At 46.1% G+C, this 15,492-nt stretch carries 10 protein-coding genes; 4 read left to right on the forward strand and 6 right to left on the reverse strand.

Annotated elements, in window-relative coordinates; translation table 11 throughout:
- Positions 1 to 219 precede the first annotated feature (219 nt).
- On the reverse strand, positions 220 to 1,479 hold the full coding sequence (locus tag QUB77_RS03225; RefSeq protein WP_333172844.1) for a transposase: 1,260 nt from the start codon (positions 1,477 to 1,479) through the stop codon (positions 220 to 222).
- 306 nt (positions 1,480 to 1,785) lie between these two features.
- Here QUB77_RS03225 and QUB77_RS03230 point away from each other — a divergent pair, with 306 nt between their 5' ends.
- Positions 1,786 to 3,336 (forward strand): PAS domain S-box protein, encoded by a 1,551-nt coding sequence (locus QUB77_RS03230; protein WP_333172842.1) that lies wholly within the window; start codon positions 1,786 to 1,788, stop codon positions 3,334 to 3,336.
- A 424-nt stretch (positions 3,337 to 3,760) separates the two neighbouring features.
- Here QUB77_RS03230 and QUB77_RS03235 read toward each other — a convergent pair whose 3' ends face one another.
- The 3 genes from QUB77_RS03235 to QUB77_RS03245 form a co-directional block, all read right to left on the reverse strand.
- Entirely contained in the window at positions 3,761 to 4,570 is an 810-nt protein-coding gene (locus tag QUB77_RS03235; RefSeq protein WP_333172840.1) for a GAF domain-containing protein, read from the reverse strand.
- A gap of 1,014 nt (positions 4,571 to 5,584) precedes the next feature.
- The gene (locus QUB77_RS03240) at positions 5,585 to 7,483 is read right to left on the reverse strand and encodes an ATP-binding protein (RefSeq protein ID WP_333173117.1); all 1,899 of its coding nucleotides are present in this window, start codon (positions 7,481 to 7,483) and stop codon (positions 5,585 to 5,587) included.
- Positions 7,484 to 8,047: 564 nt separating this feature from the next.
- Positions 8,048 to 8,275, reverse strand: a complete 228-nt coding sequence (locus QUB77_RS03245; protein ID WP_015176471.1) for a type II toxin-antitoxin system CcdA family antitoxin — start codon at positions 8,273 to 8,275, stop codon at positions 8,048 to 8,050.
- Positions 8,276 to 8,602: 327 nt separating this feature from the next.
- On the opposite strand from QUB77_RS03245, the gene lepA reads away from it, so the two are divergent.
- Positions 8,603 to 10,417: a translation elongation factor 4 gene (gene lepA, locus QUB77_RS03250; RefSeq protein WP_333172838.1), complete on the forward strand. Its 1,815-nt coding sequence runs from the start codon at positions 8,603 to 8,605 to the stop codon at positions 10,415 to 10,417.
- Between the two features lie 485 nt (positions 10,418 to 10,902).
- Here lepA and QUB77_RS03255 read toward each other — a convergent pair whose 3' ends face one another.
- Together QUB77_RS03255 and QUB77_RS03260 are read right to left on the reverse strand one after the other, a co-directional pair.
- Entirely contained in the window at positions 10,903 to 11,100 is a 198-nt protein-coding gene (locus tag QUB77_RS03255; RefSeq protein ID WP_333172835.1) for a DNA-binding protein, read from the reverse strand.
- A 136-nt stretch (positions 11,101 to 11,236) separates the two neighbouring features.
- Positions 11,237 to 13,774, reverse strand: coding sequence for a calcium-binding protein (locus tag QUB77_RS03260; RefSeq protein ID WP_333172833.1), 2,538 nt, complete (start codon positions 13,772 to 13,774; stop codon positions 11,237 to 11,239).
- A 528-nt stretch (positions 13,775 to 14,302) separates the two neighbouring features.
- On the opposite strand from QUB77_RS03260, the gene QUB77_RS03265 reads away from it, so the two are divergent.
- Positions 14,303 to 14,791 (forward strand): helix-turn-helix domain-containing protein, encoded by a 489-nt coding sequence (locus tag QUB77_RS03265; RefSeq protein ID WP_333172831.1) that lies wholly within the window; start codon positions 14,303 to 14,305, stop codon positions 14,789 to 14,791.
- Positions 14,792 to 14,794: 3 nt separating this feature from the next.
- Entirely contained in the window at positions 14,795 to 14,998 is a 204-nt protein-coding gene (locus QUB77_RS03270; RefSeq protein ID WP_333172828.1) for a hypothetical protein, read from the forward strand.
- Positions 14,999 to 15,492: the final 494 nt, after the last annotated feature.

Raw genomic sequence — 15,492 nt, forward strand, 5'->3', positions numbered from 1 at the left:
CTCTTTCTCTTGACACCCATCTAGTTTAGCTTAACCGCGAGAAGCCCCACATGCACTGGATAGGGGAGTTACCCGCACTCCTGGCGAGCACTTCTTGGGGGTGCGGTTGGGCTGGCAATTAGGGCGCAACAAGAATTTACTTTCTCTATCGGTTGCTATGATTTGAAAGTGACATCCTCCTACACCAAATCAAAGATTATGGTGTAGGCTTCCCAAGAATCACTTCTTAGGTTTCCTGGTTGTTCTCTTGCGAGATTTCGCCACTTGCCTAGACTGAGTTGCCTCAGTCCCCGGTAGATCGGCTGCACAGGCGCTTTCGATTCCCGTCTGTCCAAGGGTACTAATGAGGCATATCCCTCGGTTTCTGATATTCTGACCTGCTGCCACATCTCTATTCGTTGTGTATCCACAGTGAGGACAGCTATGAACTCTAACACTCAGGTCTTTTTTGACTTCCCCGCCACACTCAGGACATTCTTGAGAAGTCCCCCTAGCATCTACTTCGGCAAAGAATTTCCCACGCTTCCAGCACACATACTTAACGATGGTTCTGAATTGTCCAAAAGCAGCGTCAAGCATATGCTTCCCAAACATCCCTTTGGCACTGATGCGGTAATCCAAGTCTTCCATGAAAACCATATCACCAACATCACAAAGGGCATGGGCTTGCTTGAAGTGGAAGTCTTTCCTCGTGTTGTCAATTTGATGGTGAAGTCGGGCAACTTTAAGGCGTTGTTTTTCGTAGTTTTTAGACCGCTTACTTTTTCTCTTCAGTCTGCGTTGCAGCACTTTCAGCCTACCTTGCAGACGTTTAAAGAACTTTGGCGGTTTTACAAGAACACCGTCACTTGTTGCCAAGAATTTCTCCAACCCAATATCAACTCCAATGGGATGACCGTAGGGTGTTGGGTCGGGAACGTTGACATCACATTGCAGCGAAATAGATGCGTACCATTTATCGGCTTTCCTCAAGATTCGCACTTGTTTGACCACAAACCCTGTCGGGATAGGTCGATGCAAGTTGATGGGAATCGCCCCCCTCTTGGGCAGTTTAATGTGCAAATTCCTCACTGGATTCTCTTTAAATTGAGGAAACAGCAACGACTTAAACTGCCCATACTTCTTGAATCTGGGGAAGCCGAACCCTCTCTCCTGGAAATATTCCCACCCTCTATGCAACTGCTTAATAGCATGCGGTCGAACTTGAGAAGGAACCTCACTCAACTTGGGAAATTCTTTCTTAGCTTTCGGCAAGTTGTTAAGCTGTTGAATTTCGCCTGGGAACTTTAGCTCCGAAGAAATGATGTACTCTTTCTCCAGAGAGCATCTGTCAATCGGACACTTACGACTGTCACACCAATCTTTTATCTCTCTCAGTGCATAGTTAAATGCGCCTCGACAGATTTCCATCCACTCAATGAGTTGTTGCTCTTGAGCGGAGTCTGGATAGATTCGGTAGCGGTGTGTAAGTGTCAGCATTCCAGTATTATACAGTGTTTACTGGTGAGTAGTGTAGCGTTAAATGTTAATTTAAGGGACATGGAGTCCCATAAAATTAACTTGGGGGAGTCCATGTATCCCACATCAAATCAGAGATTATGGTGTGGGTCTTATAGCTCCCCCCAACCCCCACGAAAAGATAAAGTCACAAAATGCCTGGTTATTGAGAGCGCGATGGGTCGATCGCCACCTACCAGTCTTTGTTATGGGTTATGTTGAAAAAACTTGTGTCCGCTTTTTAGGGGTTGCACCCGCAGGCAACTATTAGATTCCCCCCTTAATAAAATGCTAGAAACTGTCTACAAACACTTAGAAACTTTGCAGGAACAAGCTAGGGAATTGCCACACCCCCAACAGGCAATTTTTACAAAACTTTTGGAAGATTTATCAAATTATCTACAAGAAATGGCAGGCAGCCGATTGTTTGAAAGCGCCACAAATAACGCTGCGAAGCTGGTTGAGCTTGAAAAAAATAATCGCCTTTTGGAACGCACTGTAGCCCAGCAAGTAGGGCAAATCAGACAGCTACGGGAGCAGTTGGAAAAACAAATCAGCCAGCATCGCAGGGACAATCAAGCATTAACTAAAAGTGAAGCAAAACTGCAAGCTATGCTGCGTAATTCTCCCGATCTAATTAGCATTGTTGGCTCCGACGGGCGAGTTCGATACCACAGCGGAGCCCTACAGCGGCTTTTGGGTTACAACCCAGAAGAAAGAATTGGTAAATTTCACGGCGAGTTAATTCATCCAGACGATTTGCTGGCCTGGCAGACGTATTTTGGTAAGTTGTTAGAATCTCCAGGAATTGGGGGGGCAATCGAATATCGGAAACGCCACGCTGACGGTTCTTGGATATACATGGAGTCGATAGGTAACAGTTTGCTTTACGATTCTAGCGTGCAGGGAATTATAATTAATTCGCGGGAAATAGGGGAACGAAAGCAAGCCGAAATCGCCGTCCGAGAGTCGGAGATCCACTACAGAGTTATGTCGCAAATTACTTCGGATTTTGCCTATTCTTTTAAGGGGCTGCCCGACGGCAAGTTCGCCTGCGAGTGGGCGACAGAAGCTTTTGAGCGCTGCACCGGGATCGTTCCTGAAGAATTAGAATCGTTTGGTTGGTGGAACTCCGAACTCGTTCATCCCGACGACAGGGAAATGTTAATTAAACAGTTAGAAGGCTGTACTTTCAGCCGCACTGGAGCAAATGAGTATCGCATTATTAATCAAAAAGGCGAGGTGCGCTGGGTGCGGGACTACTGGCAAGTGGTGTGGGACAAAACTGCTGAACGGGTTGTCCGTTTGTGGGGCGCTTGTCAGGAAATTACCGATCGCAAGCAAGTAGAATTGAAACTACAACTCGTTAACCAAGTTTTGCAAGCCCAGATAGCATCGGCGCCGCTAGCGATTAACTGTACCAGCAATGACGGCCATACCGTTGTTTGGAACCGCGCCGCCGAACAACTTTTTGGCTGGACTGCGGCTGAGGTTTTAGGGAAACCTTTACCGAATATTCCTGAAGGTCAAAAGCAGGATTTTTACGCGCTGCTAAAGTCTGCGTCTAATGGCAAACCGCAAAACGGTTTGGAAATATCTTTGTTGAAAAAAGACGGTAGTTCGATCGATGTTTGGCTTTGGGCGGCACGCGTGCGAGATGCGGGCGGTCAGACTGTCGGCAGTATCAACATATTTTCTAATCTTTCAGAACGCAAGCGCATAGAGGAAGAGCGCCAAAAACTAGCAGCGATGAAAGATATGGAGGAACCTTTTTGGGCGCGCTATGTCAGCCCTCCAAAAACTCCTAAAAAAAAGGGCAGTGGTTCAGTTGACAGTTGACAGTTGACTGGATGGGTAGCTACCTCTACCTGGAAGTCCGAGGATTGGAGTAATGAATAGTCTTCTTTTAATTTCTCCCGATCGGGCTTGGGGCTTTAAACCAATTTTTTCTCGTAATTCTATCAAGCACAAGTTAAAAGCATTAAAAGTGCAAAAGTGTAATCTTATGCTTGCAATATCCTTTGCGGTCAAATAACCTATTTGATGGGAGTTGTTCGAGCGGACATAATATGATAAATACACCGGGCTACTACCTGTAGTAGTTCCTCTGCTGTACTGTGTAAAACTATAATTCCCTAAAAATAATTGATGAACCAGCTACCGAATTGAGGGAGGGAATCTATCGATAAAGTGTCAGCTTTTTCGAGGGTAAAACTTGTTGGCACGGTAAATATTAGACTTGTTAAATACGCCATTAGAAGGTTTACTGATGCCCTGGTTTTTCCTGACTCCTGAAAGTGGCTAACTCTGCGTGAGTTTGGCAAGCTTCACTTAACTCAATATAATCTAAGATATTGGAAATTACTTGAGAAAGGTGGATAGCCGAACGGTGAGCTTCTTGGATAAAATCTCTCTCCTCTATAGGATCGTCAGCTTGATCGTCTATGGTTAGCTGTAGATAGCCGATGATGTGATTTAGGGGAGTGCGGAGTTCGTGGGACGCCTTCAACAAAAATTGCTTTTTGAGCTGGGATAGTCCTTGTACTCGCTTGCTGCGCTCTTGGTAGAGGGTGGCGAGGGCTATAGCACTTCCTACTTGCTCGGCAAGTTCTTGTGCGAATTCGATCTGGCATTGAGTCCAAGGTCGATCGGTCTTACCCTTCCCCGACGATCGACCTTTGCACTGATGCAAGCTAATTATGCCGTTAGGTTGCTCTTGGTAAGCGGTAGCCACGACTAGCAGCGACTGCGGCCCAAAAGGGTCATTAGCTGCAAAGGAGTCTACTACCACCGGTTCGAGGGTGGCTAAAGCTTGAAGGAAATGAGGTGCTGCTGTGAGCGAGATTTCCATTCCCAGCATCGGTAAAAATGGTTCTTGGCAGTATTCAGCAGCTACTTTGACTTGCAGGCTAGAACTTTCATAGGGACAAAGGATACAGCGGCTGACGCCTAGTGTTTCTCCCAGACTGTTAACTGTTTGCTGCCAGATGGTATGGAGATCCAATGTTCGACGAATATTTCTGCCAATTTGGAGTAAAAGTTTTTGCGATTGAGCTGATATTTGCTGATTCATAGCAACCCTTTTTCTACTACACTGGCAAAAGTTTACCACTCCGGCAACAGAGCAGGGAGTGACTGAATTTGCCAAGCTGCCACTGTCCGACTTATGGATTACGTAATTCTACTTAAATATTGCCACACGCTTTCAAAAATTACTAAGTAGTTGCGCTGTCTTTACAAGATCTTTACGATCTGCACATAGAACGGAGAGCGTCCTTTATGCAACACTTTTCTTAACAATCCTTTAGAGTAGGGGATTCGGAAGCTGAATCAGTCCTAAAAGTAGGCATTAAGTTCTTGTAAAATTGGCGGTTTGTGGGGGCTTATGAGGAGGTGTGAACTGCCAGCCGACAGATTAAAGATGAGCTGTTATCCGTATCCCCCGGATTTGATTTATGCCAATTCTGGGTGGGGATCGGAAGTGGCGTGGGTGATCGATAGGAGTCCAAAACTCCCAAGGAGGGAGCTTGGCGACGGATAAAAGTCAAAATTTATACGCTGGTGGGCGATCGAACTGTGGGGAGCATTTCACTGTTGCAGCCTAGCTAGAAATTGGAGTTTTGAGGCAGGAGCCAGGAGGAAAAAGTCAGAAGGAAGGAGCAAAAAGAAGTGTTTTTACAAATATGAGATGCTCCCGAACTGTGTTTATAGGATAATTACGAATTATCGATGACCTTTATTCACGCAACGGAACTCACGGATACACGAATATAGCAATTTTTAAGTGAGTAAGATACAGTTTGCTAATGGGTAATTGGTAATTGATATCCATTCCGGTTGTATCGGAATGATTAAACCGCAGAGGACGCAGAGGATACAGAGAAAGGGAAGAGAGATATGAATAATTCCGATGCCAACGGATTTGATATGATAAGAAAGCTGGCGAGTACCTCACGCAAGTTGAGAACCGCTCTAGCAGTAGCAGTCTTTTTTCGGCTTCCTGATTCCCTATTGCTTGTTAATTTTTGCTGATTCCTGATTCCTTCAACGTCCCGATGACCAATTACTGATGATCAATTACGGATGATTAATTTTTAAATAGTGGTTCTTGATAAAGCGGCACAGTAAAAGTAACAGTCGCGCCCAGCCCTTCGCCCATACTGTAAAAATTTACTGTACCCCCCATTGCTTCTACCAGTTTTTGAGAAATAGCCAATCCCAAACCGGTGCCGCCGTATTGTCTGGTACGATTGCCGTCTACCTGAAAAAACGACTCAAATAATTTATCCTGCTTGTCGAGAGAAACGCCAATGCCAGTATCAGCAACTCGGATTTTTACCATTCCGGGGAACTGCTGGTTGTCAACAGTCACCTTTTTCTTAATAACCTCGGCACTGATGCGAATTCCCCCTTCCCCGGTAAATTTAATTGCATTGCCCGTGAGGTTCAAGATTACTTGAAGCAGGCGTTGGTAGTTGCCGTACACAATAATGTCGTCCTCCACAGCGGGTTTTTGGATTTGAAATTGCAATCGCTTTTGCTCGACTTGAACCCGTGTAAAATTTTCAACTTGTTGCAACAGTTCACCGAGTTTGACGGGAGCGAGGTCTAACTCCATTTTGCCAGCTTCGATTTTAGCGATATCCAAAATATCGTTAATCACATTGAACAAATGTACTGCGGAGCGGTAAGCTTCTTCGATAAATTGGTGCGCTTCTTCGGGGTCATCTGCCATGCCGTCCACAAGCAGTTTTAGGAAGCCGAGGATGCCGTTGAGGGGGGTGCGGAGTTCGTGAGAAGTATTGGCAAGAAATTGACTTTTAAGTTGGGAAAGAGCTACGGCTTCGGCGCGGGCATGTTCTAATTCTTGGTAAAGTGTAGCGTGGGCGATCGCACTGCCCACTTGAGCGACTAACTCGCGGGCGAATTCGAGTTCGACGGGACTCCATTTCGGGGAACTGCCGCAGCGGTGCAAACATATCAGTGCATTGGGTTGGTCTTCATAGGAGGTAGCTGCTACGAGCACGGAATGGCGGTGGAAGGGATCGGTGGCGGGAGAGGCGTAATCGACTGCTACTGGTTTTAAGGTGGCTAAAGTTTGAATCCACCCTGGCTGTTCGGCGGCGCGCAGTTCTAATCCCAGCATAGAAGAGTAAGCTTCTTGGCGGTATTCAGCTACTACTTTAAAAGTTTTCGATTGGAGATTTTCGATTTGAGCAGGAGAAAGCGGGGGCGAGGAGTCGCTAGCTATTGACTGTTGTAATTCGGCTGCTGCTGCGGTCGAATTCTGCTGATTTTCGGAAGCAAGGAAGGGGAATGTTTCGAGATTTTCGCTGTCTTTTTTGTAGGAACAGATGATGCAGCGACTAGCGTTCAAAACTTGACCTAAGCTGTTCACAGTTTGCTGCCAAATTGTGTCTAAATCGAGGGTTTTGTGCAGGTTTTGAGCGATTTGGGAGATGATTTTACGGTCGATTTCCGAGTAGGGAGGGAGCGATCGACCGGGGATACGGCTTGCTGGAAGCGACATTTGTTGGCGGGCGTCCAAGGGGGATGGCAAACCTCGATAGAGCATGAATTCTGGGGAGTCGGGCCGTCTGTCTGTGGGTTTGTCAGACAGCAGCCTTCCCATAACTAAGACTTTTGCAGCTTTGCCGTTTGAGTCGATCGCCGGAGTGAGTGTCAAATCGAATATAAAATATTGTCCGGCGTGGCAAAATTGATAGCTGAACCGTTGCGGTACGAGGGTTTCGAGCGCCCGCCGCAGGATATCTAGATAAGGCGCAGGAGGGATGGGTTGCAGGGTTTCGCTGAGGGGGCGATCGACAATTTGTTCTGCTGTAAGGTTGTACTGTTCGGCTTTTTGCCAGTAAAAAGATAGATATCGACCAGAGGCGTCTTGGGTAAATACTAATTCTGCCCCTAACTCTTGAAAAAAAACTGTAGAGGCGAGGCTCGATCGCCGAAAATCTGTGTTAGAGTCCATCAGAGTAGGGGATGAAAGTAGTTCGGATTTTGGAGTATTGAGTTTATTAATAAAGAACTCAATACTTCCCATTGTTGGGGGCTGTTACTGTTAATTTTTGATTGATGTTTTAATTAAAAAGTTGTTGGCTTTTTAATTAAAACATCAATCGCTCAAAACTCACAATTTGCAAAAATTTTAGGCGGCTACTATTGACTTTTGAGTGATTAATCAACTCATAAAATATTAATTATTTAACTGTGAACTAAACTCAAAACTCACAACTATTCGTTCTCAGCCGTTTTGGGTAATTTAAAGAGAAAAATTAAGATTGAGAAATTAGGAATCTGCACCGATTAACTATCAAGTGTGAAAATTACGCCAAAATATGAGGCTGCGAACAACTCTAGTCAGGGAATGGCTCACGCATTTTTTCCCTCACCTAGAATAGTTCCGAGGTTGTGATTTAGCCGAGTTCACTCGCCCACCACCTGTAGCTTTAGCCACGAAATCTGCAAGAGATCGCCCGCGCGATCTAAATTTCACAGCCGGCAGATTTCGCGCGCCGTCTGGGGCGAGAGCAGCTCAGTCGTTCCATTCACCGCGTGGCGGGACTGGGGGGTTGCGGCGTAAACTCAGAGCCAGCTCGTCTTCGCGGCGCTCGCCTCTGAGCCACTGCTTGATTGCTGTTTCAATGACTTTGCTGGGGTCATTCGTCAAGTGCTTAATTTGGTCCAGGAGTTCAGAATCTATATGGATAGATAGTTCCACTTTTTCTGACGAACTGTGGGAGGGTATACTTGACTGGCTCATAGTTAAAAAATCCTAGTTTTAATTCTTAAGTTTCAATTCTTTTCAGGACAACCCACTGGACTAGATATTTGCAGTCCCTGATTTGCACCCCACCTTTCCTCAACCGCTTAACCGCTTTCTGTACAATGAGACAGAGAAAAGTTTTTTCCTTTTGAGTGTCCGGGCTCGGTCGGACACTTGAAGGGTAATAACTGATACTCTTGAGGTTTGTCTCAGTTGTGGTTTCATCTCAATCCCCAGTAAGAGGTTGAAGTAAGCACTCTACTCTTGCTTGTGTAATCATACAACAAAAAGTATCCTTTGCCGATTAGCTCTTAGATAAAAAACATGACTAACGTCCCTGTATCTCGCATTCGTAATTTTTCGATTATTGCTCACATCGACCACGGAAAATCGACCTTGGCCGATCGCCTGTTGCAGGCGACGGGGACTGTGCAGGCACGGGAGATGAAGGAGCAGTTTTTAGACAATATGGATCTCGAACGCGAACGCGGCATTACGATCAAGCTGCAAGCAGCTCGGATGAATTACACTGCCAAGGACGGTCAGGAGTACGTGCTCAATCTGATCGACACTCCCGGACACGTGGACTTTTCTTACGAGGTGTCGCGATCGCTCGCTGCTTGCGAAGGGGCGCTGCTGGTGGTAGACGCATCTCAAGGCGTGGAAGCACAAACCCTGGCAAATGTCTACCTTGCCTTGGGAAATAATTTGGAAATTATTCCAGTTTTAAATAAAATTGACCTGCCGGGGGCAGAACCGGAACGGGTAAAAGGGGAAATTGAAGAAATTATCGGTCTGGACTGTAGCGGGGCGATTGAGGCTTCGGCTAAGGAAGGAATTGGTATAGATGAGATTTTGGAGTCGATCGTCGAATTGGTGCCTCCGCCGCAGGATACTGTGGACAAACCGCTGCGGGCGCTAATTTTTGATAGTTATTACGACCCTTATCGGGGGGTAATTGTGTATTTCCGGGTGATGGACGGAAGTGTCAAAAAGGGCGATCGAGTTTTGTTGATGATTTCGGGTAAGGAATATGTCATCGATGAATTGGGCATCCTTTCACCGACTCAAGTTCAAGTAGACGAACTGCACGCCGGGGAAGTTGGTTATCTGGCGGCGGCAATTAAAGCCGTAGCTGATGCTCGCGTCGGCGATACGATTACTTTGGTCAAAAAGCCTGCACCGGAGCCTTGGCCGGGTTATACAGAAGCAAAACCGATGGTTTTTTGCGGCTTGTTCCCGATCGATGCTGACCAATTTCCCGATTTGCGGGAAGCTTTAGAAAAACTCAAACTCAACGATGCGGCGCTTTCTTACGAACCGGAAACTTCGAGCGCGATGGGATTTGGTTTCCGCTGCGGTTTCTTGGGTTTGCTGCACATGGAAATTGTGCAAGAAAGACTGGAGAGAGAATACAATTTGAATTTGATTGTTACGGCTCCTTCTGTGGTTTATCAAATCACAACAATTAAAGGAGAAGTATTAACAATTGACAATCCCAGCCACTTGCCAGATCCTCAGTATCGCGAGAAAATTGAGGAACCTTATGTGCGGGTAGAAATGCTGTCGCCGGAGACTTATGTGGGCGCGCTGATGGAACTGTCTCAAAGTCGGCGGGGCATTTTTATGGATATGAAGTATCTGAGTCAAGGCCGAACTACGCTGGTTTACGAGTTGCCTTTGGCGGAGGTGGTGACTGACTTTTTTGACCAGATGAAATCGCGATCGCGCGGCTATGCGAGCATGGAGTATCACATAATTGGCTACCGCGAAAATCCGTTAGTGAAAATGGACATTTTAATTAATGGCGATCCGGTTGACGCTTTGGCGATGATCGTACACCGGGATAAGGCTTATAATGTGGGCCGCGGGTTGACGGAAAAACTGAAGGAGTTGATTCCTCGCCATCAATTTAAGGTGCCGATTCAAGCGACAATTGGCGCTAAGGTGATTGCTTCGGAACACATTCCGGCTTTGCGGAAGGATGTGTTGGCGAAGTGTTACGGCGGTGATATTTCGCGGAAGAAGAAGTTGCTGCAAAAGCAGGCGAAGGGTAAGAAGCGGATGAAGTCTGTGGGTACTGTGGATGTGCCGCAGGAAGCTTTTATGGCTGTGCTGAAGCTCGATCGAGATTCGTAATCTGTGTGGCATTTTGTTAGGAACAGGCAAGATACCTGTTCCACAAATAGTCATTTTTCTTGTAGTTATTTGCGATTACCTAGAACAGGCAAGATGCCTGTTCCACAAAGAGTCTGTTTGATTGTGGGATGGGCATCTTGCCCGTCCCCGTGGGGGCCCAGAAACCGGGTTTTTTTATGAAATACTTCGTTACACACGGTAAATTCGGTAAAAAACCCGGTTTCTTTGTCGCAGTGCGTCCAGGAGTGTTTAAATCCAGATAAATATAAAGAGTTAGGGAAGTTAGATTAATAGCGATTCCCTACGGGATAACTACGCTTCACGCACTTTTGGAGCTTAAGGGCGATCGCACTGTGGCATAATAAAGTTTAGTTTTCAGAGCTCAAATTTATCAAGTAGAATGAGGAACAATATGACAGCGCAGCCAGACTGCTCAATAATGCGCCGATAAAGTTCTAAGATTTCTGTTAAAGTTAGATACCGAATTACGCGAGCTTTTGGTAAAGTTCAGCATTCTTTTTGAGGACGTATTCCATAGTATTCTGGAACGATGTTTCTGGTGGTGCGAGCAAGTTTTCAGCACCCGCAAGCAGTAATGCTTCTAGGGAAACGCCGAGGATCTTGGCGATTTCTTGGAGCTTGTGCAGGCGATCGTCTGGAATTGTGATGGTAATGGTTTGCATTCTGTTTGTGGCTGTGACGATACTCTGAGTTTAGCACGTCAATTGTCTGAGCAGGAGTTAGGGTTTTTAAAAGGGCGATCGCACTTTTGGACGTGAAGGGCGATCGCTTTAATTCTAAACTTGTCTGGAGACTAGACTAGAGGATGATAAAATTGGCGGCAGTTAGGGGATCTTTATGGAATATTTGGATTGTATTTCCAGGACTGAGAGTGATCCGAGAAAACAGCTCTCCAGTAAAAGAATTTGGGCCATTAAAGAAGTTTCCTGGTGCTGCTAAAACATCAGCTCCACTGCTAAAACCAAGACTAGCAGCTAACTGTATCTTGTCATCAGCCGCTAAATCACCGATCTCATCTTGACCATTTGCTGCCCCAAAGACAAAAGTATCCTGACCTCCACCACCATAGAGCAGGTCATTGCCAGCACCTCCAATCAGGCTATCATTGCCAGCGACACCGTAAATGCGATCGTTACCGCCTACACCGTTGAGAGTATCAGGTAAACTTGTGCCAAGGACTTTATCATCTCCCTCAGTTGCAGTGGTTGGCGTTGAATCTTGAACAGTAAATCCGTCAAATTTGTAGCCAATATCTGCCAAAAGTGACAAGTCAACTTTTGTGGGGATTTGTAACCCTGCACCGCCACCGTCACCCAGAAGAGAGGGCAATCCACCACTGCTCACAATACTTCTTAAATGAGATAAGTCAGGAGCGGGTAGAAGAGGCATAGGATTCCCCCCATTAGCAGCCCTGGCGTTGGGGCCGTCAAAAGAGCTTCCATTTATTCGTGCGCTGAAAGCTGGTGGCCCATTCAAAAACCCCAGTGCGTGTTGTAATTCGTGCATGGCACTAATGAAAAGGCTGTTAACACCACCGAAAGCATTAGGAGTGCCAGATTCGCTCGGATTGTCAGTAAAGTCAAATGGCGTTGAATCGACCAAATAGGAGATATTAGTATCAAAAGCAATGCTCCCTACAAAAGGTTCGTAATTTACTCCGTCGATTCGATCGCGGAAAGCTTTTGGATCGGAATACCCGTAAGTTATCCCCGCAGCATTGATAGGACCAGCGCCTACAAAGATCAGGAAATCATCAATTTCCCGATCTAAAACCACAGTCTCTATCTCTTGTGTAGAAGGATTCTGCACTGAAAGTTTAGTGCCAAGGGGAATGTTTTCAAATTCATCTTGAATGACAGATTCCCAGTAGGTAGCTGCGGATTCCAAAACAGCTTGACGGTTGGGGTTATTCTTGAAAAACCCAGTCGTATCAAACCGATAGTCGAATTCAATGTTAAAAGTGCTCACAAAAGAAGGGGCACTGGCGCGACCTTCAACTTTACCTACAGTTTCGTAGTGTTCCAAAGCATTTTTTACGCTCCCAGTAGAAATAGCCTTGGTTGCATCGTAATTCATCATTAGATAGAATTTTTCATCAAACGCTGTCGGTTTTACACGTGCAGGCGTCGGAGTCGTCACAGGCGTTGGAGTCGTCACAGGCGTTGGAGTCGTCACAGGCGTTGGAGTCGTCACAGGCGTTGGAGTCGTCACAGGCGTCGGAGTCGTCACAGGTGTCGGAGTCGTCACAGGTGTCGGAGTCGTCACAGGTGTCGGAGTCGTCACAGGTGTCGGAGTCGGCGCAGGTGTCGGAGTCGGCGCAGGCGTTGGCGTCGTGATAGGCGTCGGAGTCGTCACAGGTGTCGGAGTCGTCACAGGTGTCGGAGTCGTCACAGGCGTCGGAGTCGTCACAGGTGTCGGAGTCGTCACAGGCGTCGGAGTCGTCACAGGCGTCGGTGCAGGTGTCGAAGTCGGCTCCGGTGTCGGAGTCGTTGCACTTGGGGTGATTGAAGGCTTCGGCTCCGGTGTCGGAGTCGTCACAGGCGTCGGAGTCGTCACAGGTGTCGGAGTCGTCACAGGTGTCGGAGTCGGCGCAGGTGTCGGAGTCGGCGCAGGTGCAGGCGTCGGTGCAGGCGTCGGAGTCGTCACAGGCGTCGGAGTCGGCAAAGGCGCAGGCGTCAGACTCACAATCCCGCTAGAATCAGCAATAGTCAATCTGCCATCACCCTCCAAAACTGCCAAATATTGCCTTGTTAACTCATCCTGAATAATCGTGTAGCCAGCATTAACTCCTGTGCCCACATAAATCTTGAGGTCATCAAAGGCAAGATCGTTGCTTAACTTAATTACATCCTCACCCTCTGTATAATCAACAATCAAATCGGCATCCGAAAGCTCAGAACCCCCAGTATTTTTACCAATAAAAAAAGTGTCGTTACCATTGCCCCCCGTTAATGTATCTGCTCCCTGATCTCCATAGAGAATGTCATCCCCGAAGTTGCCAAACAAGCTGTCATTACCTTTACCACCGTAAACTGTATCGTTATCTATTCCGCCATTAACTGTATCCTCGCCTTCGTTGCCGTATATCAAATTATCTCCAGCATTAGCAAATAGCCGATCGTCACCTTTGCCGCCGTAAACTGTATCCTTACCTTTGCCACCGTAAACGGTATCATTACCTTCATTACCGTATAGATTGTCATCTCCTTGCTTGCCGTAGATTAAGTCGTCTGCATCACGGCCAAACACTAAGTCAGAGCCTTGTTGTCCAAATATTAAATCTGTATCGGGGGTGCCATTGAGAGTATCGTCAGCCAACGTTCCATTAATGTTCATGTTGCAATCTCAGTGTGAATACTAGATTTATGCCTATTCGAGCTAAAAGTATTTCTCCATCTCTGAAAAAATGACTTGCTAGCCTGTATTTTGAGATCGAGCGATCGCCCTAAATTTATGCGAAGTCAGGGATTTGCTAGACAAAACTCTTGCATAGCAAAGCTTTGGCCGATCGCACTCACAAAGAGCTCAGTCCGCAGAAGGCGCATTGCTGCCTCCCATTTATTTATCAGGGGCAAATCCAGAAAATTATGCAAAAACCCAGAAAATAAATTAAAAAAATTACTGGCAGTGGCCGAAACTAGAGTCAAAGCGAGAAATTTACCAAAGTTCAGCCTTACTCCCCTGTGGGGTAGCTAACAGTAGTCAGTGACGGCTAAAAAGCCCTCCCCCAAAGGTTTTAACTGGTAAATTGCATTACTTGCGCTTCGGCATTCACTTATCATACGCTAGCTGAGTATGGCAATAAACTGACATACATCAGGAGTTATGTTAGAATTCCATCAGGAAATTTAGAGACACCCATCTATGGCATCCACAAACGATCGCTTCGTCGAAGCAGAAAGCCGCTGGGACTTAAAAACTCTGTACTCCGACTTGGCCGCCGTTAAGGGAAAACCTCTCACCCCCGTAGAAAAGCTGCATCTGCGGGGGTTGCTTTGTGGCTACAGTCCCGCTGAAATCGCCGAAAAGCTGCAAAAGAATCCCAAGGGTGTTGAAACTGACCTGTGTGCCTCTATTTATAAATACGTTAAAGCCTTTGTGGGTAAAGGCGTTGAAAAGATAGAAAACTGGAGAAATATTGCTGAATGGCTTGAGGAAGCTGGATATAAAACTAAGTCACCTGCTAAATTACCTATTCAAGACGATTTATGTGAAAATAGTAAAGTTAACATAACTAATATAATTTGTGATAATAATCAAATAACAATTGATGTTTTCCTACAAATAACTGTCCCGCTACCTTCAGAACTCTCAATACAAAATCTAGACATCAACGATAACAACGGTAACTAAAATTTGGCCACAATTCAACTGATTGGTAGCGTGAAGCGACTAAAATCAGGAAGCGCGATCGCCCTTACGGACTCAAGCAACAACCTCAGCAATAAAATCGATCTGACTATTATGCCAAATATTTACATTATTGGCGGCCCTAAAGGTGCAGGTAAAACTACAGTTTTCCCGACATTATTACCAAATTTTTATTTGGAGAATTTTTGAATATGTCAATGCAGATGCGCGGCCGGAATGTCCTAATTCACTGCTGAGTCACTTGCTATCCTCGCAGGAGGCTTAATGATACAAAGACTGCGAACTTTATCATACTCTGGCACCCATTCCGCCTTTGAGACAACTTTAGCGCCTCATAACTTTCCTCGATTCTTGAGAAACTGTAAGACTCAAGGCTACACAATCCACCTGATGCAAGTTCTGGCTGCAATCTCCCGAAATCGCAATTGAACGGGTGCAACGCAGGGTTGAAAGTGGCGGACATTCTCTTGGCGAAATCGACATAACTTCTCTCATATTGCTTTTGAGATAAATCGACCCTTGTTTTTTCCAACAAGCCCGTCAAGCGCAGCTATCCCGTAGGGCATCGCCCCACCTCAGACCGAAGTCATCAAATCACCACAAACCACAAACCAATAACTGAACTCTGTCAACAGTATTTTTTCGGAAATATTGAAGCTTAAATAAAAATTGCAAGCTGATAT

The sequence above is a fragment of the Microcoleus sp. AT9b-C3 genome, assembly GCF_036705485.1.
In the GTDB taxonomy this organism is placed as follows: Bacteria; Cyanobacteriota; Cyanobacteriia; order Cyanobacteriales; family Microcoleaceae; genus Microcoleus.